Below are 20,937 nucleotides of genomic sequence, written 5' to 3'. Positions count from 1 at the left end.
GATGACCGGCCCGCCTCCTCAGCAACTTGGGGGCGGGCCCGGCGAGATGGGGGCCCGCGATGTCCAGCGGCGGCCCCCGCAGCAGCCCGCGATCCGGCGTCGGTGATCATGGGACGATGGCTCCCGTCCCGCTCTGCGTCCTCAGCGAATCCGCCCCACTGCGGATCGAGAACGGTCACGACCCCCGACTGTTCGTCCAGATAGGTTCGTTGACCAAGCCCCTCACGGGCACGCTCCTGGTCAGCCTCGCCGCAGAGGGCGCGCTCGCTCTCGACGACCCCCTCGAACGCTTCCTGCCCGTACCACCCGGCACCGGCATCACACTGCGCCACCTCGCCGAACACACCTCCGGCCTGCCCCGGCTGCCTCCGGGACTGCGCCGCTTCCGGGACCCCTACGCCCCCTTCGACGCCCCGGCACTCGACGGCCTGCTCCGCCGCCTCGACTCGCTGACGACGGCCCGCCCGGGCGAGCGCGAGGAGTACTCCAACTTCGGCTACGCGGTGCTCGGTTCGGCGCTCGCGGTGGCGGGAGGTGCGCCGTACGAAGAACTCCTCGGCCGGTACGTCCTCGCCGCGCTCGGCATATCCGACGTCACCTCCACTCCCCCGCACGACCGACGGCTGGTCGCCCGCGGACTCTTCGGCCGCCCGGTCACGCCATGGACGATGACCGGCGCGATCCTCCCGGCCGGCGGCCTGTGGGCGACCTCCCACTCGACCGCCCGGCTGGTCACCTCACTCCTGGTCGAACGGCGGCTCGGCGACCCGGCTCCCTCCTGGCAGCGGGCCGGCGGCCTGCTGTGGCACAACGGCGCCACCAAGGACGCCTCCGTCTTCACCGGCGCCCTGCCCGACGGCCGCTGGGTCGTGGTCCACCGGCTCAGCGGCGACGCGGAGACCACCGACAAGATCGGAGTGGAACTCCTGAACTCGTGACACGGGTCACCCCGCGGCCTGTCACATCCGCCCGTCCTCGCTTGTCGTATACGTGTCACCACGACAGAACAACGGGACAACGCAGGGAGCGCGGCGATGAGGATTCTGCTGGCAGGGGCGAGCGGTGTGCTGGGTCGGCGGACGGTACGGGAGCTCACCGCCGCCGGACACGAGGTGGCCGGGCTCGGGCGCGGCGCCTCGAACACGGTACGGGCGGACCTGCTCGACGGGGACGCGGTGCTGCGGGCGGTGGACGGCCTGGCGTTCGACGTCGTGATCCACGCGGCCACCGCGCTCCAGGGCACGTCGCTGATCCGCCACAAGGAGATGGCGGGCACCAACGCCCTGCGCACCCGGGGCACGGCCAACCTGCTGGCCGCCGCCCGCGCCACCGGCGCCCGCCGGATCGTCCTGGAGAACATGATGTTCGGCTATGGCTACGGCGACCACAGCGACCGGCCCCTCACCGAGGACGGTACGAAGTTCGGCCCGGCGGGCACCAACGCCTGGCTGGAGCGCCATGTCGGCGCGATGCGTGCCAAGGAGGAACTGGCCTTCGGCGCGGACGGAATCGACGCCGTCAGCCTGCGGTTCGGCCTCTTCTACGGCAAGGACGTCACCGACACCACCGTGCTCTCCATGCTGCGCAAGCGCAGCCTACCGGCCGTCACCGACAACGGCCGCGAGCTGGCCTGGGTGGATGTGGACGACGCGGCCCGCGCGCTGGCGGCCGCTGTCGAACGTGGCCGCCCCTCCCAGGCGTACAACATCGCGGACGATCTACCGACCGGCTTCGGCACCCATGTGCGTGCGGTGGCCGAGGCGTTCGGCGCACCGGCCCCACTGCGCGTACCACTGTGGCTGCTCAGGGCTGCGCCGCTCGCGCACACCATCATGGCCACGAACCTGCGGCTCGACAGCAGCAAGGCCAAGGCGGAGCTGGGCTGGAAGCCCAGCCACCCCGACAGCGTGGCGGGCGTCCGGTCCCTTGCCCGCGACCTGGGTGCCTGACACCCTGGCCGCCATGATCCACCCGACGGCCGAGCCCGGCACCCCCGACCCGTTCACCGAGCACCGACGGCTGCTGTTCGCCACCGCGTACCACATGCTCGGCAGCGTCAGCGACGCCGAGGACATCCTCCAGGACGCCTGGCTCAAGTGGTCCGCCGCCGACCGTGACGACATCCGGTACCCCAAGGCCTACCTCGTACGCACCGTCACCAACCTGGCCCTCAACCGGCTCACTTCGGCGGCGGCCACCCGCGAGGCGTACGTGGGCCCCTGGCTGCCCGAGCCGTGGCTCACCACCCCCGACATCGCCGAGGAGGCGGAGTTGACCGACACCGTCTCCATGGCGATGCTGGTAGTCCTGGAAACGCTGAGCCCGGTAGAACGGGCCGTCTTTCTCCTGCGCGAAGTCTTCGGCTACAGCCACGCGGAGATCGCCGAGGTCCTCGAACGCCCGGAACCGACGATCCGTCAGATCGCCCACCGCGCAAGGCAGCACGTCCAAGCGCGCCGCCCTCGCTACGACGCCGACCCGGCCCGCCGCGACACGGTCACCCGCAGCTTCATCGCCGCCTGCCAGGGCGGCGACCTCAACGCCATGATGGAGCTGCTCGCCCCCGACGTCGTCGCCTGGTCCGACGGCGGCGGCAAGGTCACCGCCGCCCGCAAGCCCCTGCACACCCCGGACCGCGTCGCCCGCTGGATCGTGGGCGTCCTGACCAAGCCGGGCCTCGATGCGCTGGAGATCCACCCCGCATCCATAAACGGCGAACAGGGCGTCCTGTTCACGCTGGCCGGCCACCCCCTGGGCGCCCTCACCTTCGACCTACGCAACAACCAAATCCACCGCCTGCGCCTCCAGGTGAACCCTGAGAAGCTCAAGGGCGTTGGTCGGGGGTACGGCGAGTGACGGGCGAACTCCCATAGCGGGGCGCATGGGTGGCAGGCGCCGCTACTCACCCGCCCCCGGGCCCGGGGCACGGAGACGGAGCCCCACAGCGGGGTGCAGGGGCGCAACCTCCGCTGGGGGTCCAGGGCGCAGCCCGGAGAAGGTGGGAGAAGGCGCAGGGGGCCGCTACCCACCCGCCCCCAGGCCCGGGGCGCAGGGGCGAGCTCTGTAGCGGGGCGCAGAGGGCGGGCAGCCGCCGCCGGGGTCCGGGGCGGAGCTCTGTAGCGGGGTGCAGGGGGCGTAGCCCCCGCCGGGGCCCGGGGCGGAGCCCCGGGAAACCCCCCTCCCCCCGGAGGGTTAAGGGAACGGGTGGGGTGGGGGCTCACTCAGTGCGCATTCTCAGTCGGCCGCAGATCCCGCGGAATCCACGCCCACACCATCGCGGCAGCCGCGACCACCAGCCCGGCACCGACCAAGAACGCGGGCGTGATCGCCGTGCTGTACGCGTGCGACACAACATCGAGCAGCGCCTTCCCGGCCGGCCCGCCGATCCCCTCGGCCACATGCGCCGCCTCGCCAACAGAGTCGCGCACCTTGCCAACGGCCACCCCATCCAGCCCCACCGACGGCAGGTTGGCCGTGTACAGCGCGGTCGCGAGGCTACCCAGGATGGCCACACCCATCGCGGCACCCAGCTCGTAACACGTCTCCTCGATCGCCGCCGCACCACCGACGTCGCTCGCCGGAGCCGCAGCCATCAGAGTCACGGACGCAACCGTGGTCGCCACACCGACCCCCAGGCCGAGCACCGCCAAGGCAACACCGAACGCCGGGTACCCGACCTCCGCGAACCGCTGGACAACCCACGGCAGCGCCAGCCCCACCGCCATCGCGACGAGCCCGGCACCCATGACATGCCGGATCGGGAAACGCTGCATCAGCGTGGGCGTGACCATCGAGGTGACGATCAGCCCCAGCGGCGCGGGCAGCAGCCGCAACCCGGCCTGCAACGGCGTATACCCCTGGGCGTACTGGAACCACTGCGTCACCAGGAACAACACCGCACCCATACCGACCATGCCGAGGAAAATGGCGATGGCGGCGATGCTGAAGGCCCGGTTGGTGAACAGCCGCACCTGTAGCAGCGGAACAGGCAGGCGCAGCTGACGGCGCACGAACACGGTCAGCGCGACCGCCGCGATCCCCAGCAGGACCCATGGCATCGGGTCGGTGACACCGCTCTTGCCGAGCTGCTTGATACCGCCCGCGAGAGCGAGCATGCCGACGACCGACTGACCCACACCCCACCAGTCCCATTTGCCACTCCGCGCCGACCGCGACTCGGGCAGGAACCACAACCCGAAGCCGATCACCAGCGCGGCAACAGGGATGTTGAGCAGAAAGGCCGACTGCCAGCCGTGGTCCTGGACGAGCAGCCCACCGATGATCGGGCCGAGCGCCATGCCGCCGCCGAGCACCGCCGCCCACACGGCGTACGCGAACGCCCGCTCGCGCGCGTCTGTGAAGACATCCCGCAGGATCGACAACGTGGACGGCATGATCGCGGCGCCGCCGACGCCGAGCAGGGCCCGCGCCCCGATGACATGCCAGGCTGCAGTGGCGAACACCGCGAGCAGCGAGGCAAGCGCGAATATCGCGAAGCCGAGCAGCAGCAGGCGCTTGCGCCCCCATCGGTCACCGAGACCGCCCGCGGTGACGAGGAGCCCGGAGAGGGCGAGGGCGTACACGTCGATGATCCAGAGCTGCTCGACCGAGCCGGGCTGAAGGTCGGCGACGAGCGACGGGAACGCCACGTTGAGGATCGTGGTGTCCATCGCGATCAGCAGAAGGCTCCCGGAGAGGATCGCCAGAACGATCCAACGCCGGGGATCCAGGCGCTCGGTGAGGTCGGCGGTAACGGGCCGGGAGACAGGGGCTTGCATGGGTGTTCCGTTCGGAGCTGTTCGAGGTGCCGTACCCGGCCTGTACGCCGTGGCGTCAGCCGGTACGAGCAAGGTGGACGCGATCGTCAGGGCGAGGCGTCCGGTGGTTCCGCGCCATGGCGGAACACTGTGCCGACCAGGCGGCGGATCTCCCGGTGACCGAGGTGCCCGTCACGGACGCCCTCGGCGGCCGCGTCGAGCAGTCCCCACAGCATGTACCAGATCCAGTACGGCGGCAGATCACCGCGAAGCCGTCCGAGCCGCTGCCCGAGAGCCACGAAACGCAGCGCCCGCTGATCGTGCCGCTCAAGCCCGGCCCGGAAGACCGGGTCGGCGAGAACGAGGCCGTCGTGCGCGGTGAACCCGTACAGATCGACAGCGGGCGCGAGGTCGGCGATCAGCCGTTCGAGTGACGCGTCGAAGGCCGCCGCGTCGGCGTCGTCAGGCAGATCGGTCTCGGCCAGCCGCTCGTCGATGACCTCGATGGCGCGCGCCGCGACGGCTCTGATCAACGCTTCCCGGGTCGGATAGCGCCTGCTCAGCGTCGCGCGACTGATGCCGATACCAGTGGCGACCTGCACCAGCGAGGCCCCGCGATTGTCCGCGAGCACCCGCGCCGCCGCATCGAGCAGCTCTTCATCTCTCAGCATGACGATCCTCCCATGCTTCATATGATACAAATCTGTCTCACATGGTGCAAACTTTACTCACGAATGACGGCGGCGAAGGGCAATGCGGTCCACAGCCTCCAGGGCGAGCAGGGAATCGGAGCGCGGGCGGGGAACGCGAGCACCCCGAACTCCCCCACACTCCAGCCACCCAGTCGGCAACACTGGACACCCCGATCCCCGCACGGAAGGAATGACGGTGGCGCCTTCCAGCGAGCACAGCGAACGGACCTCCCCCTTCGAGCCAGCGACAGGCAACGAGCTGGCATCAACCGAACCGGCTGCCGAGCGAGAGACCGCCGTCCGGGTGGCGTTCGAGGGACTGCGACAGATCCGCCGCCTGATGAACACCGACCACCCCGACCCGCTCTCCACGCCCGCCGTCTGGGAGCACAACCAGATGGTGCGGGCAGTGGCCCTGACCTTGGAGGCCGCCGGAATCCCGCCATCCACCGTCGACGCCACAGGCCGACGCAACGCGACCGGTTACCGCGTCACCCCGGCTGACCGACCCCAAGTCGTCATCGTGGAATGGCTGGGCCCGGCCGGGAGCGGCGCCGCACAGGATGAGGCCGAGGCACTCCGGCGGTGCGCGGACGCACTGCGACCACTGGGCTGGGAAACACTGGAGTACCGAGGCGCACGCCGCCACCGCCACCTCGAAGTCGAGCCAGCGATCTAACCCCACACCCACCTCCCCTAGTTCATTTGAATATCCAACCCACTCGGCTATGGTGAGTCCAGATTTCCTACTCACTCATAACGGGGCGCACGCGCCTCGGACAACGTGAAAGAAGACGCGCATGCGCAACACCACGGCGCTGGTGACCGGCGCCAATCGAGGTCTGGGCCGCGCCTTCGCGCTCGCCCTGCTGGAGCGGGGCGCGAAAACCGTCTACGCGGCGGCGCGCGATCCGCGCACGGTGACGGACCCGGGCCTCGTCCCCGTCGCACTGGACATCACCGACTCGGCCCAGGTCGCCGCTGCCGCCGAACTCTGCTCCGACACCTCCCTCCTCATCAACAACGCCGGGATTCTGAACGGCAGTTCACTGATCAGATCCGAATCACTCGACGGAGCAAGAGCCGAGCTGGAGACCAACCTCTTCGGAACCCTCGCAATGTCCCGCGCCTTCGCCCCCGTACTCGCTCGCAACGGCGGCGGCGCCCTCGTCAACATGCTCTCCGTGCTCTCCTGGCACACACACCCCCAGATCGGCTCGTACGGTGTCTCCAAGGCGGCCGCCCTGTCGATGACCAACGCGATACGCGAAGAGCTGCGCCCGCAGGGCACGTTGACCGTCGCGGTGCACGCGGCCTTCATCGACACCGATATGGCAACCGGCGTCGACCACCCGAAGACGAGCCCCGCCGACGTGGCCCACCAGGTGCTCGACGCGGTCGAGGCAGGCCACGAGGAAGTACTCGCGGACGAGATCACCCGCCAGGTCAAGGCCGCCCTCTCGGGAGTACCGCATGGCGCGCGCTGAACTCCGCCCGACGGACAGCCCCCGGGCCGTACTGATCGCCGCCTGCCTCGGACTGTTCACCGTCTTCCTGCAGACCACCCAGACGATCGGCACGCTCAGCGCCGTCCAGGACGACTTGGGGATCGCGCCCGCCGACCTGGTCTGGGTGCCCAGCATGTACACACTCGTCGTTGCCTCCTTCGTTCTCGGTGCGGGTGCCCTCTCGGACCGCTGGGGGCGCCGGCGGATCTTCGTGGCGGGCGCCGTGGCGATGGGTGCGGGCGGGTTGGTCCTCGTCTTCGCCACCGGCCTGTCGACCGTCCTCGCAGGCCAGGCGCTGGCAGGCTTGGGCGGCGCGCTGATCACGCCGAGCTCACTCGCGCTGGTGAGCCACGCGTTCCCCGACCCGCGCCGCCGCGCCGGAGCGATCTCCGCCTGGGCGGCCACTTCGGGGCTCGGTCTGGCGATCGGCCCGGTCACGGCAGGGCTGGCGCTGCGGTGGTGGACCTGGCACGCGGCGTTCTGGCTGAACCTCGTGCTCGGCGCGCTCGCCGTCCTCGTCGCGCTGACCCGTGTGACGGAGTCCCGTGTCCCTGGCGGCCGCCCCGACTGGGCCGGGCAGGTGCTCGGCACGGCCGGACTCGCCCTGCTCATCTACTGGTTGATCGACGGCGGCCACCACGGCTACGGCGCCGCCCGCGCCCTCTCCTCTCTCGGCGGGGCCATGGTGCTGCTCGGCGTCTTCGTCACCGTCGAACTGCGCCGCGACCACCCCATGGTCGACCTGCGCCTGATGCGCGACCCCACGTACAGCGCCTCCCTGCTGCTCGCCGCGACCGTCCTGTTCGGCTTCGTCGGTATCTCCCTTCTGCAGGTGCTCTGGCTCCAGCGGGTGCGGGGGCTCAGTGCGCTGGAGGTCGGCGGCCAGCTCCTCGCCGAATTCGTCACGTTCATCGCCGCGTCGGTGGCGTCGGGCCTTCTCATACGGAAGTGGGGGCCGCGGCCGCTGATCGTCGCGGGGTTGCTCCTGGCCGCACTCGGCGCCGGACTCTTCGCCACCGTCGAGCCGGGCGACACCTTCACCGGGTACGCCGCAGCCCTCGTCGTCTTCGGCCTTGGGTGCGGCCTTGCCAACGCCCCCTCCACCGCGCTCGGCGTCAGCCATGTGCCGCGCGGCCGCGAGGGCGAGGCGAGCGGCACGGTCAACGCCGCCCGCCAGGTCGGCGCGGTCCTGGGCACCAGCATCCTGGGCACCCTGATGACCTCCCGCTTCACGGACCGCCTCGCAGGAGGCACCACGAACCCGGGCGAGGCTTTCACCGACGCTGTGAGGTACGCGGCGTGGACCGGGGCGGGGGTCCTCGTGGCCGGGACCCTGACCGGTGTCGCGCTGCTGGCGATGGCGGGGCGGAGGGCCGGCGCGACGGCGTACGAAGTGGCGCGGTAGACGCGAGATACGCGACAGATAGGACGGAGAAGCAACGAGCGGACACCGGATGGGCCATGACTCCGGGATCTTGCTTTCCGGCGCTCACCGGCCGTTCGCAATCCGTACACACGGCATACCTACCCTCACCGGTGTCATCAGCGCCGACTGACCCATTCGTCACCCTTCGGGTGTGGGCGGAAGCACAAATTCGCTTCTGGATGAACGAGTCACTCCAGACTCCCGTCTTCACTGTTGGGCTCCGCAGGCCCCTGAGAGCAGTCGACGCACCCGGCGGGGAATCAGGAGCTGAACACACGTGCCGGTCATCAGTCAGCGGATGCACCTCGTGCTGCTCACCGCGTGGACCGTCCTCTGGTTCGTCGTGGTGGAGCCGAACGGTGGGTTCTCCTGGCACTATCTGCGCACCGGCGGGGAGCTGATCTACCAGGGGCCGTCCGGCGACGGCACCGGTGGTCTCAACCTCTACGCGCACCACCCCGAGCTCCAGATGGGGCCGATCAGCTTCCTCGTCGCCGGGTTGTTCAACCCGTTCCGCGAATCGACCGGCCAGTTCCTCGCCGCCGCCTTGATGTCGGTGCTCGGTCTGGTGATCGTGGTGCTGGTCGGCCGCAGCGCCGCCTGGCACTTCCTGGGCACCGGCACCAACCATCAGCGGCTGCGCCAGCGAGTCCTGATCGCGGGGCTTGCCTTCATCCCGATGTGGATCGAGGTCTCGGTCCGGTTCGGCCACCTCGACGATGTGCTGGCGCTGTTCTTCACCACCCTCGCCGTGCGCGCGGTCACCCGGGGCAACGCGGTCGGCACCGGCATCTGGCTGGCACTCGCCGTGGACTCCAAGCCGACGGCGCTTGGCTTCGCCATGCTGCTGTTCGCGCTGCCAAGACAGTCGTGGCTGCGCGCCGGACTGTGGTGCGCGGGGCTGATCGCCGTGGCCTGGCTGCCGTTCTTCATAGGCAACTCGGGCAGTTTCGCGGCGACCGGATTCGCCATACCCAACCAACCCGCGTCGGCACTGCGCTGGCTCGGTGTCGGGGATGCCGAGACACCCGGCTGGGACCGGCCCGCCCAGGCCGCGCTGAGCCTTGCACTCGGCGGCATCGCGGTCTGGCGCAAGCGCTGGGCTGCCGTAGTGCTGCTCGGCGCCAACGCCCGAATCGTTCTCGACCCGAGCGTTTACACGTACTACACGGCGTCGGTCCTGCTGGGCACGCTGCTCTGGGACGTCATCGGACAGCGCCGGCTTGTTCCGTGGTGGAGCTGGCTCGCGCTGATCTCCCTCTACGGCACCGTCTTCGTCATCCCGGACGACTCCACGAAGGGACTGATACGGCTCGCCTTCGTGGTGGTCTCCACCACATACGTACTGCTGTGGCCACAAAGAGACCGGACGCGCGGGCGAAGGCGCGGGCGCCGGGGCAGGTCGCCCGCCACGGCGCAGCATTCGCTGCAGAACTGACATCGCCGCCCCGATCCGGCGCATGAAGCGTCGCACTCTCATCGCCGCCGCGATCAGGGCGCGGTCGTTGTCGTCGCACGGGCCGCCCTCGGGCGCCTGATGCGCGCCAGCCCGCGCCGCAGCCTTCCCCGACCTGCCACGGGCTCTACCTGTTGGGGCCTCGGGATCAGGGCCGGGGCAGGCTGGTACGCGGTGAGCGGCCTGGCGGCGGGAACCGCGACCGTCGGTTCGGGAACGGCAGAGGCGGGCGTGGGAGCGGGAGCCCCGACCTCAGGGTCGACAACGGCGGCTGCGGGGACGGGAAGCACAAGCGCCCCGCCTGGAACGGCGGATGCGGATGCGGGTGCGGGTGCGGGAAACGCAACCACGGGTTCAGGAGCTGAGGCTGCGGGGACAGAATCCGCAACCGCAGAAACCGGAAGCGCCGCTGCCTCGAACGGCCTGCGCTCCCACTCCGGCCGGGGTGCCGGACGGGTCAAGCGGGCGACTTCGAGGGTCCGCGCGAGATCCGTCCGGTACCAGAGAACCTCGTCCGGATCCTGGGCCAGCTGTAGCCGCTCGATGATCTCCCGGGCGGCCGGCGAGTCCGGGCCGACCCGTGTCGGCTCGGGCCGCAACCGGGCCAGATACGCCCGCTCGTACGGATCACTCACGATCTCCGCCAGATGCGCGGCGTCCAGTGCGGTGGCGATGCCCGCCGCCCGCTCCCAGGGATCTTCGGTCTGCCGCAGCAGCATCGAGGCGCGGCGCCCGCGCCAGTTGCGCGGGCGCCGGTCCTCTCCCGTCTCCAGTCGGCCCAGCAGTTCCTTCGGCAGCCGTCGGTCGGAGAGCAGCGACGGATGCCGAAGGGCCATGTCCGTCAGTTCCTCGGCGAGATAGAGCCAGACCACTGCCCGGTAGCGGTTCAGATAGCACTTGACCGGTGTGAAGTGACCCGCGCGCGCGAGGCGGGTGAAGCGGTGGGTGGCGATGTCGAGCAGCTGGGACGCCTCCGTCGTCCCCACCACCCGGACCCGCTCGCGCAGGGCGTCCGGGAACCCTTCGGCCGAGCGAATACGCTCGATCTCCTCGACGGCGACCCGAGGCCGCGCATTCAGGTCTTCCCGCACGGTACGGACATGGCCGAGCTGCACGGCCAGGTCGAATTCGCCCCGCTTCAGCTCCAGTTGCTGTGCGGCGCGGCCCAAGGCCAGCGTCCTGCCGCCCACTTCGGCCGCGTCCGTTGCGGTCATGAAGTCTGTGATCATGAGGTCCTCCCCGTGAGTGCGAATACTCTCGGTGACGACCGTAACCCTCCGTGCGGACATCGCGCTTGGCCTGTGGATAACTCCCGTCGGCTGTTCCGTTCCGCCCAAGAACCCGCTGGTCAGAGGCCAGATATGGACGGGCCGGGGCGGCGGGCCGAGACGCCGAGGTGCTCGCCGACGCGATTGACCAGGAGCGTCATCTCGTACGCGATCTGGCCGATGTCGGCCTCGGCCGTGCCCAGCACGCACAGGCAGCTGCCGTCCCCCGCCGCCGTGACGAAGAGGACCGCCTCGTCGAACTCGACCATCGTCTGACGCACATGACCGGTCCCGAAATGGCGCCCGGATCCCTTGGCCAGGCTGTGAAGCCCGGAGGACACGGCGGCGAGATGCTCCGCGTCCTCACGGGGCAGGTCGGCGCTGGCTCCGGTGACCAGACCGTCGTTGGACAGGACGATGGCGTGCCGTACGTGCTCGACCCGCTTGGTCAGGTCGTCGAGCAGCCAGTCGAGTTCCTTGTTCAGTGCCATTACGGCCTCACCCCGCTCATGTGTACCCCGTTTCCCCCCAGGTCTGCGGCAAGCCTTACCCAAGGGACGCTCGGGGGCAAGCAGGTCTCCGAGGCAGAAAAGGCATGGGTCAGCCAACGGAATCCAGGAGCCGGGCGGTGTGGACGCGTCCGGCGTACTCGACGAGCCGGATCAGGACCTCCTTTCCCGAGTCGCGGTCTCGGGCGTCGCACAGCACAACGGGGGTGCCCCGGTCCAGGTCGAGGGCCTGGGACACCTCGTGGGCACCAAAGGTGCGTGCGCCCGCGAAGCAGTTGACGGCGACGACGAACGGGATGCGCCGGTGCTCGAAGTAGTCGACGGCGGGAAAGCAGTCCTCCAGCCGGCGGGTGTCGGCCAGAACGACCGCGCCGAGCGTGCCCTGGGAGAGTTCGTCCCACAGGAACCAGAAACGGTCCTGCCCTGGGGTGCCGAAGAGGTAGAGGGACAGCCCCGAGCGGATGGTGATCCGCCCGAAGTCCATGGCCACGGTAGTGGTCGTCTTGTGGTCGACGCCGCCCGTGTCGTCGACTGACTCGCCCGCCTCGCTGAGGACTTCTTCGGTGCGCAGCGGCCGGATTTCACTGACCGCTCCGACGAGGGTGGTCTTACCGACCCCGAATCCACCCGCGACCAGTATTTTCAACGCGAGAGCGGGCGTGGGGTCAGAGTGCTCGGAGGCCATCGATCACTTCTCTCAGGATCTTCTCGTCGGGTAGCAGGGCCGGCGGCACGGGCCGCCGCACGGTGATGTGACCGGCCTCCAGGAGGTCGCCGATGAGGACGCGGACGACCCCTACAGGCAGGTCGGCGTCCGCCGAGAGCTCGGCGACGGACTGGGTTTCCGTCCGGCACAAGGCGAGCAGGGACCGGTGTTCGGGCCCCAGCAAGGACTCCTCGGCGGCGCCCGGCGTGTCGGCTGCCATGGAGACGAGGGCGATGAGATCGAGCCGGATGCTGCCGACGGCAGGTTCGGTGCGCCCGCCGGTCATGGCGTACGGACGCACCAACGGGCCCGCGTCGGCGTCGTACCAGCGGTCTCCTGCCGGTTTCGGAGCGGCTGCCTGATCGTCGGTCATGGGATGGGGCGCCCTTGTCGCTCGGTCATCCAGCGGCCGGAGGCCGCATGGTGTGCCGGGGCGGGGTGTGAAGGTGCTCGCCGACGCGCTTCACAAGGCGGGCCATCTCGTACGCGATCAGCCCGATGTCCGACGTGAGGGCGGTCAGTACGGCGAGGCACGAGCCGTCCCCGGCAGCCGCTACGAAGAGGAAGCCTTCGTCCATCTCGACCATCGTCTGGCGCACACCTCCGGTGTGGAAGTGGCGTCCGGCGCCCTTGGCGAGGCTGTGGAACCCGGAAGCAACGGCGGCGAGATGCTCGGCGTCCTCGCGACTCAGGTGAGTGGACGCGCCGACGGCGAGCCCGTCATTGGAGAGCACAACGGCGTGCCGGACCTCGCCGACCCGCACGACCAGGTCGTCGAGCAGCCAGTCGAGTTCCCCGGTGCGGTGTGGGGAGTCGAGCCTCTGGTGATCGATCATGTGTGGTCTCCTTCGCTCGTGTCGTCGTCTATGGAGGCGCTGTCGACGGGGGACGTGCCGCTGGCAGCGCGCTCGGTGCCGCCGACGGCTGCGGTGGCACGCGAGGCGCCACCACGAGTCCAGCCGCCCATGTACGCGGTCATACGGTCGCGGACCAGTTCCGGGGTGCGTATGTCGGCTTCGACCATCGGGGGTTCCTCGGTAGGGGCTTCGCGCAGTTGGGGGGCGAGGCTCGCCTGGCGTACGCGGCGCGGGAGTCCTTCGCCGTGGCCACTCTCGGGGGCGACCGTACGGGCCCGTTGGCGGAGGGTGGCGACACCAGGTGATGGTGTCGGTGGCGCAACGGGCGGTGGGGTCGCGCGCGTGGAGGCGGTGTCGGACTGGGCAACCAAGGTCGGACGCGCCGGGGTGGACATGGGGAGAGCGGGCGTGTCGGTGTGTCCCGGCGCGAGGTCGTCTCTCATCACCGTGAGCGCCGCCTGATCGTTGTGCTGGGCAGATGACGACGGGGTGTCGCCCCCGGCGACAGCATGTCGGTCACCGTGTCCGGCGGTGTGGTGCGCCACATGCACGGTCTGCTGCGCGGCGACGGTGATGGCGCGGTCCAACAGCCCTGTCGGCAGGAGGACAACCGCGGTCGTGCCGCCGTACGGCGAGGTTCGCAGGTGGACCTTGATGCCGTGTCGCGCCGCGAGTCGGCTGACGACGAAGAGGCCGAGCCGGTCGGTGTCGAAGAGGTGGACCGCTTCGGAGTGCTCGATCCGGTGGTTGGCCTCGTCAAGGCTCTCCCGGCCCATGCCCAGGCCACGGTCCTCGATCTCCAGGGCGTAGCCGTTGCCCACCGGCTCGCCGTTGACGCGCACTTTGGTGTGCGGTGGCGAGAACTGGGCGGCGTTCTCGACGAGTTCGGCGAGCAGGTGGGTGAGGTCGGCGACGGCTCCTCCGGTGACCGCCGCCTCCGGTAGTTGGCGCACCTCTACGCGCGCGTAGTCCTCGACTTCGGAAACCGCAGCCCGTACGACGCTGGTGAGCGGAACGGGCACGCTCCATGCCCGGCCGGGAGCGGCACCGGACAGGATGATCAGGCTTTCGGCGTGGCGGCGCATCCGGGTGGTGAGATGGTCGAGCCGGAACAGATCACCCAGTTCACCCGGATCCTCGGCTCGGCGCTCCATGCTGTCGAGCAGATTGAGCTGGCGGTGGACGAGCACCTGACTGCGCCGGGCCAGGTTGACGAAGACTCCGGAGATGCCGCTCGCCAGTTCAGCGCGCTCCACAGCGGCCGCGAGGGCGGCCCGGTGGACGGTGCCGAGCGCCTCCCCGACCTGCCCGATCTCGTCCTCGGACACCGGCCCTCGGGGCGCCTCCACCTCGATGTCGATATCCTCGCCAGCTCTCAACCTGCCCATGGCAGCGGGTAGTTTGCGGCGGGCGATCTCCAAGGCGGTATTACGGAGACTGACGAGCTCGACGACCAGGCCACGGCCGATGCGTACGGAGATGACCAGAGAGGCGGCGACTGCGACGAGGCCGAAGAGCACGGCCGCGCCGGCCGGGGTGATGAGGCCTCGCGCGAACGGATCGGCGCGGCCGACGACATCGCGTGCAGCGCCGCTCTCGATGTCGCGCATGCCCTTCTGGACAGTGCCGAGCGCGTCGTCCCACGACGATCCCGGGACAGCCTGGGCCGCTTCGTGACTGGGTGCGGCGGCCAGAACCTTGTCCTCGGCTGTACGGAGCGCGGCGTATGCGGGCTGTTCGTCGAGGGTGTGCCATGCCGCTCGTTCGGCGCCGCTCAGGTCGGTGGTGGCCGCGTCGGTGAGGGTGCGGCGGGTGTCGACCGCACCGGTGAACCTGGCGTGGTGGGCAGCGGTGAATACGTGCGTCAGCTGGGCGGAGGTGAGCAACGCGTCCTCACGGGCGAGCATTTCGCCGGCGCGGGCGAACTCGTACACCACGCGCGCGTAGGAGCCGATTTCGGAGTCCCGGATCCCGGTGAGGGCACCGGTGACATCGAAGGCCGAGGTGATGGTGTCCGTGTACTGCTGATATGCGGTGTCCCAGTTCGCCTTGCGATCCGCGATGTCGGTCCGGAGAACCGACAGGCGCTGGGCCCGGGCCACAAACTGCCGCAGTCGGTCTGCCGCGTCACCCGGCAGGTCCCCGGCGTCGGCGACGGTGTTCCTCTCCCCCAGTCGGAGTCGCCCGATCGCGGTGTCCGTCCGCTTGGCCTGCTGGGCCAGCGCGGCCGAGCGGTCGTCGGCGGGTACCGCCAAATACCGGACCGCAGCTCGCCGTTCGGCTTGCAGTTCCGTGATGGCGGAGGCCATCGGCGTGCGGACCTGCTCGTCGACGCGGCGAAGCTCACGCAGTGCGGAGACGTCCTGCGCGGTCGTGACGGTGGCGAATCCCCAGAGGGCGAGCAGCGAGACGACCGGAACCATCAGCAGAGAAACGATCTTGGCCCGGACCGTCGTCGGCTTCAGCCGTCCCCTCAGCCAGGCGCCGGATCCGATCCCGCCCGCCCCGGTCTCAGCCACAGAACCAGCCCCGAACCCGGCATCCGCCGCCGGACCCGCTCCACGCTCGTATGCCCCGCCCCCTTCGAACCGGCCCGCCCCACCGACATGTTCGTCGGCGCCGAGGTGCTCGGAGGCCGAATATTCCTCGGCGGCGGGCGGCCCGGCATGCGCACGTCGGCCGCGGGCGTGTGACGGTGGAAGCGGCCGGGGGGCGGCGCCCGGGGCCTTGCGGGGTATGCGCACGGATCGCCTCATTTACGGGAAACGGTTCTGCGTCAAGGGGAACGGTTCTGCGGAATTCCGAGGAACTTCCGTTCGGGGAGCGGAACTTCGATGCGGGGAATGCCATTGTGAGAGTGGGTGGGTGAGGCAGCGGTGGCGCGGAAGGTGAACGGGGTCACCTGGACGCGTCAGCTGGATGAGGGATGACCGTGTCGACGTACGCGAGGGCGGGATCGTCGGCTTCTGCGAACTCGGCGGAGCGGTACGCCGTGCGTTCGCGGGCCGTCGGCGAGAGCGCGACGAAAGCAGAGGTGATGAAGAGGTAGGAGCCGAGACCGACAGCGAGGGGGAAGATGAACTGCATCGCCGTGGCTCCGGGCAGTCCGCCACCGGACGGGGTGACGTGCACGCTCACCGCGATCATTCCGGTGTAGTGCATGCTGCTGACGGCCGCGCCCATGACGAGGGCCGCGACGGCAACGGCGGCAGGGGACTTGATGTTGAGTCCCGCCCATAGGGCAGCTGTGGCCGCGACGACGGCGATGACCACGGAAAGGCCCACGAGCGCCGGGTCGTAGTGGATCTGGCCGTGCATGCGAAGAGCCGCCATGCCGAGGTAATGCATGCTGGCCACGCCGAGGCCGGTGGTGAGGCCGCCCAGCAGCAGGGCCCGGGTGCGGTCCTTGCCATAGCCGACGGCGAAGACTCCGACACCGACGACGATCATCGCGACGAGCAGACTGAGGAGGGTGAGTGGAACGTTGTAGTGGATGTCCGTGCCGGTGACAGCGAAACCGAGCATCGCCACGAAGTGCATGGTCCAGATGCCGGTGCCGATCGCGGACGCGGCGGTGACGAGCCAGTTGCGCCGGGAGCGGCCGGTCGCACCGAGCGCCCGTACGGTGCAGCGCAGCCCGAGAGCTGCGCCGATGCAGGCCATCAGATACGACAGCACGGGGGTCAGCCAGCCAAAGGCGGCGTGGTCCAGGTGTCCCATGACCCCGGGACGGTAGTCCGGAAGGGGGCGCGCGGTTGGGGCGCATTTCGAAAGCTGTTGAAATTTGACACAGCTGCGCTACCGAACGATCGAGCAGGGTTCGAACGTGCGCATCGAGCATGTGTTTCAGCCATCCACGCCAGGGTGGAGGAGACGAGCCAATGAGGGATCATGGGCACATGGCCGACGACCACACGCAGGTTCAGGAATTCTTCGGTGTCCGAGCTGCGGACTGGGACAGTCGCTTTCCGGACGACGGTCCGGCGTATGCGGCAGCTGTCGCGGAGCTGGGGCTGCGTGCGGGGGACACCGTGCTCGACGCCGGCTGCGGGACCGGTCGGGCGCTGCCCCCGCTGCGCGATGCGGTGGGCCCCACGGGGGCCGTGCTCGGGGTCGACCTGACGCCCGAGATGCTCGAAGCGGCGGTGCGGGCCGGGCGCGACGAGGCCGGGCAGCTGCTGCTGGGGGATGTGACCCGGCTGCCGCTGCGCATGGGTTCGCTCGACGCGGTCTTCGGCGCGGGCCTGATCTCGCATCTGCCCGAACCGGTGGAGAACCTGCGGGAGTTGGCGCGAGTGGTGCGGTCGGGCGGGCAGCTGGCGCTCTTCCACCCCATCGGGCGCGTGGCTCTCGCCGCGCGCCAGGGGCGGCAGATCACGCCGGAGGATCTGCGAGCGGAGCCGCAGTTGCGGCCGTTGCTCGCGGGGGCGGGATGGCGGTTGGTGTCGTATGTGGACGAGGACTCGCGGTTCCTCGCGCTCGCGGTGCGCGAGGGGTAGCAGGAGGGAGGGTGGTGGGCTCGCGTGACGGTCAGGGCCGGTCGGCGATCGCCCGGACGAAGGCGCTCGGGTTGTCGAACATGATGTTGTGGCCCGCGTTCGGTACGACCTCGACGTGGACCCCCGAGGCGATGAGCTCGTCGCGACCCGCGAGGTCGTCGTCGATTCCGCCCACCAGATAGGTGCGGTCGATGGGCAGGCCCATCAGCAGGTGGCGCATGGTGGGCCGCGTGCCTCGTACGAGGCCGACGGCCGTGCGGTGCAGCGCGAGTGGGTCGGCGAGCCGCATCGTCGCCGCCCACAGCGGGCCGATCCGGTCCAGGACGGCTGCGAAGCCGCCGCCATGGACGAAGTCGTCCTCGGTGTATGTGGCGATCCCACTGCTCCCGGCCGTCGGCGTGGGGTGGGGGTCGAGGTTGGCCTCGGTGAGGACCAGGCGGGACAGGAGGTCGGGACGACGGGCGGCCAGGACGATGGCGACCGCGCCGCCCATGCTGTGGCCTGCCACCTCGGCCCCGGTGGCGCCTGCGGCGTCGAGGGCGGCGGCGAGAGCGTCCGCGTGTTCCTCCAGGCTGTAGCCGAAGTCGGCCGGGCGGTCGCTGATGCCATGGCCGGGCAGGTCCACGAAGATCTGCCTGCGGGAGGCGAGTTCGGGGGTGGCCGCGATGTGGGCGTGGTAGACGGTCGAGGCCGAGCCGAGCCCGTGTACGTACACGAGGGGCGACTTGGATCCGTCGGCCCCGTTCAGCCGGGCGGCCCCACTCGAACGGTCGGCCTCGCTCAAGCGGTCGAGCCCGCTCGAACCGTCCGGCCCGCTTGAACCGTCCAGCGCGCTCGAAGCGTTCGGCGTGCTCGAAGCGTTCGGTCGCTTCGGTCCATCCGGCCTCGGGTTCCCGAGGCTCGCGCCTTCCCGGCTCGCTCCCGCCGACTCGGTCCACCGGATCTGACTGCCGTGCTCGTCGAACGCTGTCTGTCGCATGGTCCACTCCCCCGTTGTGCCTGCTGCCTCTTCTTGCGGCGCGACTATACATCGACATCGATGTACTACGATAGCGATGTAATGCGTGCGTACGGCAGACTGCACGCATGCTTGAGCTCGCCATCCTGGGATTTCTGTACGAAGCGCCGCTGCACGGGTATGAGCTGCGTAAACGCATCACGGCGCTGACCGGGCACGTGCGCCCGGTCGGCGAGAGCACCCTCTATCCGGCGATCAAGCGGCTGGAGAAGGCCGGGTTGCTCGCGCGGGAGACGCAGCCGGGGGCGGGGGCGGCGCCCCGCCATGTGCTCACGCTCACCGACGAGGGCCGGGCGGAGTTGCGGCGGCGGCTCGCCGAGCCCGAGCAGGTGGAGATCACGGACGAGAACCGGTGGTTCACGCTGCTCGCCTTTCTGCGGCACCTGTCCGAACCGAAGCGGCAGGCGGCGGTGCTGCGTCGGCGGTTGAGCTTCCTCGAAGAGCCGGCGAGCTTTTTCTACGACGGTGAACGACCGCTCGCGGCCGAGGAGTTGGACGACCCGTTCCGCAACGGAATCCTCGTGGTGGCGCGGGCCACGAGTGCGGCGGAGCTGAAGTGGTTGCGTACCACGCTTCGTACGCTCGAATCGTGAGCGGTCGCGCGGGCGGCATCCGTCGGACGCCGCGCGAGGCCTTCTTTTGCCTGGCGTTCAACTCCACGTTGAGAAAGGACGTTTGGTGGGCATCTCATGGGCAACTTGCGAGAAGCACCCATGGGGAAGGCAGTCCGGATGTTTCGTATGTTCGGCAGAGTCCGGAAACCGGCGCGGCGTGAGCCCGTACGGCGGCACAACATATTCGAGGCGGCGGCCATGTATGTCGCCGCCTGCGCGGACGACGACCAGGAGACGCTCGACGAGGTCGCGGGGTGGGTGTCGCCCGAGGCGATGTCCTTCGGGGTGCGGGAGCTGGCGTGCCGCGCGGTGATCGCGCTGGCGCGTGAGCGCGATGAGTCGCCGCAGTCCGTCGCGCGGTCGCTGATGGGGCTGCCGGTCAGCTGAGCCTCCCCGGCCCCCGGCGCCCATCGGAAAACGAAGGATTCAGCGCGCTGGCCGGAGAGCGCCGCTGGTGAGCACCCCTCCTCAACCCGTCCGATCCCGGCTCACATCGGCTGATCCCGCCTGATCCATCTGATCTTGGCGGATCTCGTCGTGCAGCTTCTTCATGCCGTCTGATCTCGGCTGTTGTCATCTGCGGCGTCCGGTGCCGCAAACCCTCGACGATCGGCTTGTGGAGTAGCTATGGTGCGCCGACGAGCGATCCGAAGGGGTGGGTTCCGTGACCGGGACGGACGAGGCGGCGGCTGCCACAGCCGAGGCCGAGACAGCCGCGACAGCCGACGAAGCGCTGTACGTGCTCACGGCGGTGTTGCTGACGCCCGCGCAGTTCCCCAGCGTGCTCGGCGACGACTTCCCGGAGGCGTGCGCGGCACTCGGCCTCGAACCGTACGCGGGCGGGTACGGGATGGTCCTCGGCCAGGACGGAGCCGGCGCGCGCTGGACCGTGGTCGTCGATGACGTCTCGCTGGTCGCGGTCGCGATCGCCTCCTGGGACTGTGGCATGGAGTACGACCTGTCGCCGGACGAGCGTACGGTGGTCGCCGCGCTGCCCGGCTGGCCACTGGAACTCGCCGTCGCCGCGCCGGGAGTTGCCCCGCCGCACGATCCGGAGCCCGAACCGGACGAAGACGGCACGGTGCGGCCGCCGCTCACCCCGCCCGACACGAGTATGTGGGGCGCGCCGCAGCGGCGCCTCGGCGCCGACGAGGTCGCGTTGCAGTGGGCGATGTGGCGGGAGCAGATCTCCGACGGCGACGAGGATGAGGCGGCAAGCCCGGGCGGTGAGGCGGAGGAGGACCAGACGGACGCCGAGGTCCGCCGACCTGACGACGACACCCCGACGGTCGCGCCCGATGACGACGACAGCGAAGGCACCCCCGACTCCGCCGCGGACGACCTCAACGCGCGCGTGGAGCAAGTGCTCGCCGAGGTACGCGAGTACCTCGACTCCCCTCCCCCGCTCGGGCGCGTGCGGTCGAGCTTTGCGCCGGGCGGAGCGCGGATGCTGCGGGCCGATGGTCCGGGGTGGTCGATGGTCGCCAGGACCGATGACATCGCGTTCATACTGCTCGACGACGAGCCCGGCCAGCTGGTGCCCGTGGGACGCGGGCCAAAGCTGCCGGGGCTGCTCGAAGCCCTGGATGCCATGGCCGTACGGCCGTCCTGAGGCCGCACGCCCCGC

21 protein-coding genes are annotated in these 20,937 nt (G+C 70.0%); 11 read left to right on the top strand and 10 right to left on the bottom strand.

Annotated features, from left to right (window positions below):
- Nucleotides 1–116 precede the first annotated feature (116 nt).
- From BG418_RS01275 to BG418_RS01265, 3 genes are all read left to right on the top strand, one after another.
- The gene (locus tag BG418_RS01275) at nucleotides 117–938 is read left to right on the top strand and encodes a serine hydrolase (RefSeq protein ID WP_188271738.1); all 822 of its coding nucleotides are present in this window, start codon (nucleotides 117–119) and stop codon (nucleotides 936–938) included.
- A gap of 96 nt (nucleotides 939–1,034) precedes the next feature.
- Complete coding sequence (locus BG418_RS01270; protein ID WP_188271737.1) at nucleotides 1,035–1,949, top strand: NAD(P)-dependent oxidoreductase; 915 nt, start codon at nucleotides 1,035–1,037, stop codon at nucleotides 1,947–1,949.
- A gap of 13 nt (nucleotides 1,950–1,962) precedes the next feature.
- Complete coding sequence (locus BG418_RS01265; protein WP_188271736.1) at nucleotides 1,963–2,856, top strand: RNA polymerase sigma-70 factor; 894 nt, start codon at nucleotides 1,963–1,965, stop codon at nucleotides 2,854–2,856.
- 365 nt (nucleotides 2,857–3,221) lie between these two features.
- On the opposite strand, the gene BG418_RS01260 is transcribed toward BG418_RS01265, so the two are convergent.
- Together BG418_RS01260 and BG418_RS01255 are read right to left on the bottom strand one after the other, a co-directional pair.
- A complete protein-coding gene (locus BG418_RS01260; RefSeq protein ID WP_188271735.1) occupies nucleotides 3,222–4,778 on the bottom strand; it encodes an MFS transporter in 1,557 nt (518 codons plus the stop codon).
- Between the two features lie 86 nt (nucleotides 4,779–4,864).
- Nucleotides 4,865–5,428, bottom strand: coding sequence for a TetR/AcrR family transcriptional regulator (locus tag BG418_RS01255; RefSeq protein WP_188271734.1), 564 nt, complete (start codon nucleotides 5,426–5,428; stop codon nucleotides 4,865–4,867).
- A 217-nt stretch (nucleotides 5,429–5,645) separates the two neighbouring features.
- On the opposite strand from BG418_RS01255, the gene BG418_RS01250 reads away from it, so the two are divergent.
- The 4 genes from BG418_RS01250 to BG418_RS01235 all read left to right on the top strand — a co-directional run bounded on the left by BG418_RS01250 (nucleotide 5,646) and on the right by BG418_RS01235 (nucleotide 9,821).
- Nucleotides 5,646–6,128, top strand: a complete 483-nt coding sequence (locus BG418_RS01250; protein WP_317453457.1) for a hypothetical protein — start codon at nucleotides 5,646–5,648, stop codon at nucleotides 6,126–6,128.
- Between the two features lie 121 nt (nucleotides 6,129–6,249).
- Nucleotides 6,250–6,936: an SDR family oxidoreductase gene (locus tag BG418_RS01245; RefSeq protein WP_188271732.1), complete on the top strand. Its 687-nt coding sequence runs from the start codon at nucleotides 6,250–6,252 to the stop codon at nucleotides 6,934–6,936.
- Nucleotides 6,923–8,362, top strand: a complete 1,440-nt coding sequence (locus BG418_RS01240) for an MFS transporter (protein ID WP_188271731.1) — start codon at nucleotides 6,923–6,925, stop codon at nucleotides 8,360–8,362. The genes BG418_RS01245 and BG418_RS01240 overlap by 14 nt, the downstream gene beginning before the upstream one ends.
- A gap of 298 nt (nucleotides 8,363–8,660) precedes the next feature.
- The gene (locus BG418_RS01235; RefSeq protein WP_398997178.1) at nucleotides 8,661–9,821 is read left to right on the top strand and encodes a hypothetical protein; all 1,161 of its coding nucleotides are present in this window, start codon (nucleotides 8,661–8,663) and stop codon (nucleotides 9,819–9,821) included.
- Between the two features lie 53 nt (nucleotides 9,822–9,874).
- On the opposite strand, the gene BG418_RS01230 is transcribed toward BG418_RS01235, so the two are convergent.
- The 7 genes from BG418_RS01230 to BG418_RS01200 all read right to left on the bottom strand — a co-directional run bounded on the left by BG418_RS01230 (nucleotide 9,875) and on the right by BG418_RS01200 (nucleotide 16,899).
- Nucleotides 9,875–11,068: a DUF6397 family protein gene (locus tag BG418_RS01230; RefSeq protein ID WP_188271730.1), complete on the bottom strand. Its 1,194-nt coding sequence runs from the start codon at nucleotides 11,066–11,068 to the stop codon at nucleotides 9,875–9,877.
- A gap of 119 nt (nucleotides 11,069–11,187) precedes the next feature.
- Entirely contained in the window at nucleotides 11,188–11,598 is a 411-nt protein-coding gene (locus tag BG418_RS01225; protein WP_188271729.1) for a roadblock/LC7 domain-containing protein, read from the bottom strand.
- Nucleotides 11,599–11,707: 109 nt separating this feature from the next.
- Complete coding sequence (locus tag BG418_RS01220) at nucleotides 11,708–12,301, bottom strand: ATP/GTP-binding protein (protein ID WP_188271728.1); 594 nt, start codon at nucleotides 12,299–12,301, stop codon at nucleotides 11,708–11,710.
- Nucleotides 12,282–12,695, bottom strand: a complete 414-nt coding sequence (locus BG418_RS01215) for a DUF742 domain-containing protein (protein WP_188271727.1) — start codon at nucleotides 12,693–12,695, stop codon at nucleotides 12,282–12,284. The genes BG418_RS01220 and BG418_RS01215 overlap by 20 nt, the downstream gene beginning before the upstream one ends.
- Before the next feature lie 25 nt (nucleotides 12,696–12,720).
- Nucleotides 12,721–13,158 carry a roadblock/LC7 domain-containing protein gene (locus BG418_RS01210; protein WP_188271726.1) on the bottom strand — a complete coding sequence of 146 codons (438 nt, stop codon included), beginning with the start codon at nucleotides 13,156–13,158 and terminating at the stop codon, nucleotides 12,721–12,723.
- A complete protein-coding gene (locus BG418_RS01205) occupies nucleotides 13,155–15,935 on the bottom strand; it encodes an ATP-binding protein (protein WP_188271725.1) in 2,781 nt (926 codons plus the stop codon). The genes BG418_RS01210 and BG418_RS01205 overlap by 4 nt, the downstream gene beginning before the upstream one ends.
- Nucleotides 15,936–16,077: 142 nt before the next feature.
- Nucleotides 16,078–16,899: an MHYT domain-containing protein gene (locus BG418_RS01200; RefSeq protein WP_188271724.1), complete on the bottom strand. Its 822-nt coding sequence runs from the start codon at nucleotides 16,897–16,899 to the stop codon at nucleotides 16,078–16,080.
- A gap of 179 nt (nucleotides 16,900–17,078) precedes the next feature.
- Here BG418_RS01200 and BG418_RS01195 point away from each other — a divergent pair, with 179 nt between their 5' ends.
- Nucleotides 17,079–17,678: a class I SAM-dependent methyltransferase gene (locus tag BG418_RS01195; protein ID WP_188271723.1), complete on the top strand. Its 600-nt coding sequence runs from the start codon at nucleotides 17,079–17,081 to the stop codon at nucleotides 17,676–17,678.
- 31 nt (nucleotides 17,679–17,709) lie between these two features.
- On the opposite strand, the gene BG418_RS01190 is transcribed toward BG418_RS01195, so the two are convergent.
- On the bottom strand, nucleotides 17,710–18,657 hold the full coding sequence (locus tag BG418_RS01190) for an alpha/beta fold hydrolase (RefSeq protein ID WP_188271722.1): 948 nt from the start codon (nucleotides 18,655–18,657) through the stop codon (nucleotides 17,710–17,712).
- Between the two features lie 107 nt (nucleotides 18,658–18,764).
- Here BG418_RS01190 and BG418_RS01185 point away from each other — a divergent pair, with 107 nt between their 5' ends.
- The 3 genes from BG418_RS01185 (at nucleotide 18,765) to BG418_RS01175 (ending at nucleotide 20,922) form a co-directional block, all read left to right on the top strand.
- Nucleotides 18,765–19,289 carry a PadR family transcriptional regulator gene (locus tag BG418_RS01185; RefSeq protein ID WP_188271721.1) on the top strand — a complete coding sequence of 175 codons (525 nt, stop codon included), beginning with the start codon at nucleotides 18,765–18,767 and terminating at the stop codon, nucleotides 19,287–19,289.
- Between the two features lie 147 nt (nucleotides 19,290–19,436).
- Complete coding sequence (locus tag BG418_RS01180) at nucleotides 19,437–19,697, top strand: hypothetical protein (RefSeq protein ID WP_398997170.1); 261 nt, start codon at nucleotides 19,437–19,439, stop codon at nucleotides 19,695–19,697.
- 277 nt (nucleotides 19,698–19,974) lie between these two features.
- Nucleotides 19,975–20,922, top strand: a complete 948-nt coding sequence (locus BG418_RS01175; RefSeq protein WP_188271720.1) for a hypothetical protein — start codon at nucleotides 19,975–19,977, stop codon at nucleotides 20,920–20,922.
- Nucleotides 20,923–20,937 lie beyond the last annotated feature (15 nt).

The sequence above is a fragment of the Streptomyces sp. CBMA152 genome (assembly GCF_014596475.1).
In the GTDB taxonomy this organism is placed as follows: Bacteria; Actinomycetota; Actinomycetes; order Streptomycetales; family Streptomycetaceae; genus Streptomyces.
Note: the sequence above shows the minus strand (reverse complement) of the source record. Positions and strands in the feature narration are given on the sequence as shown.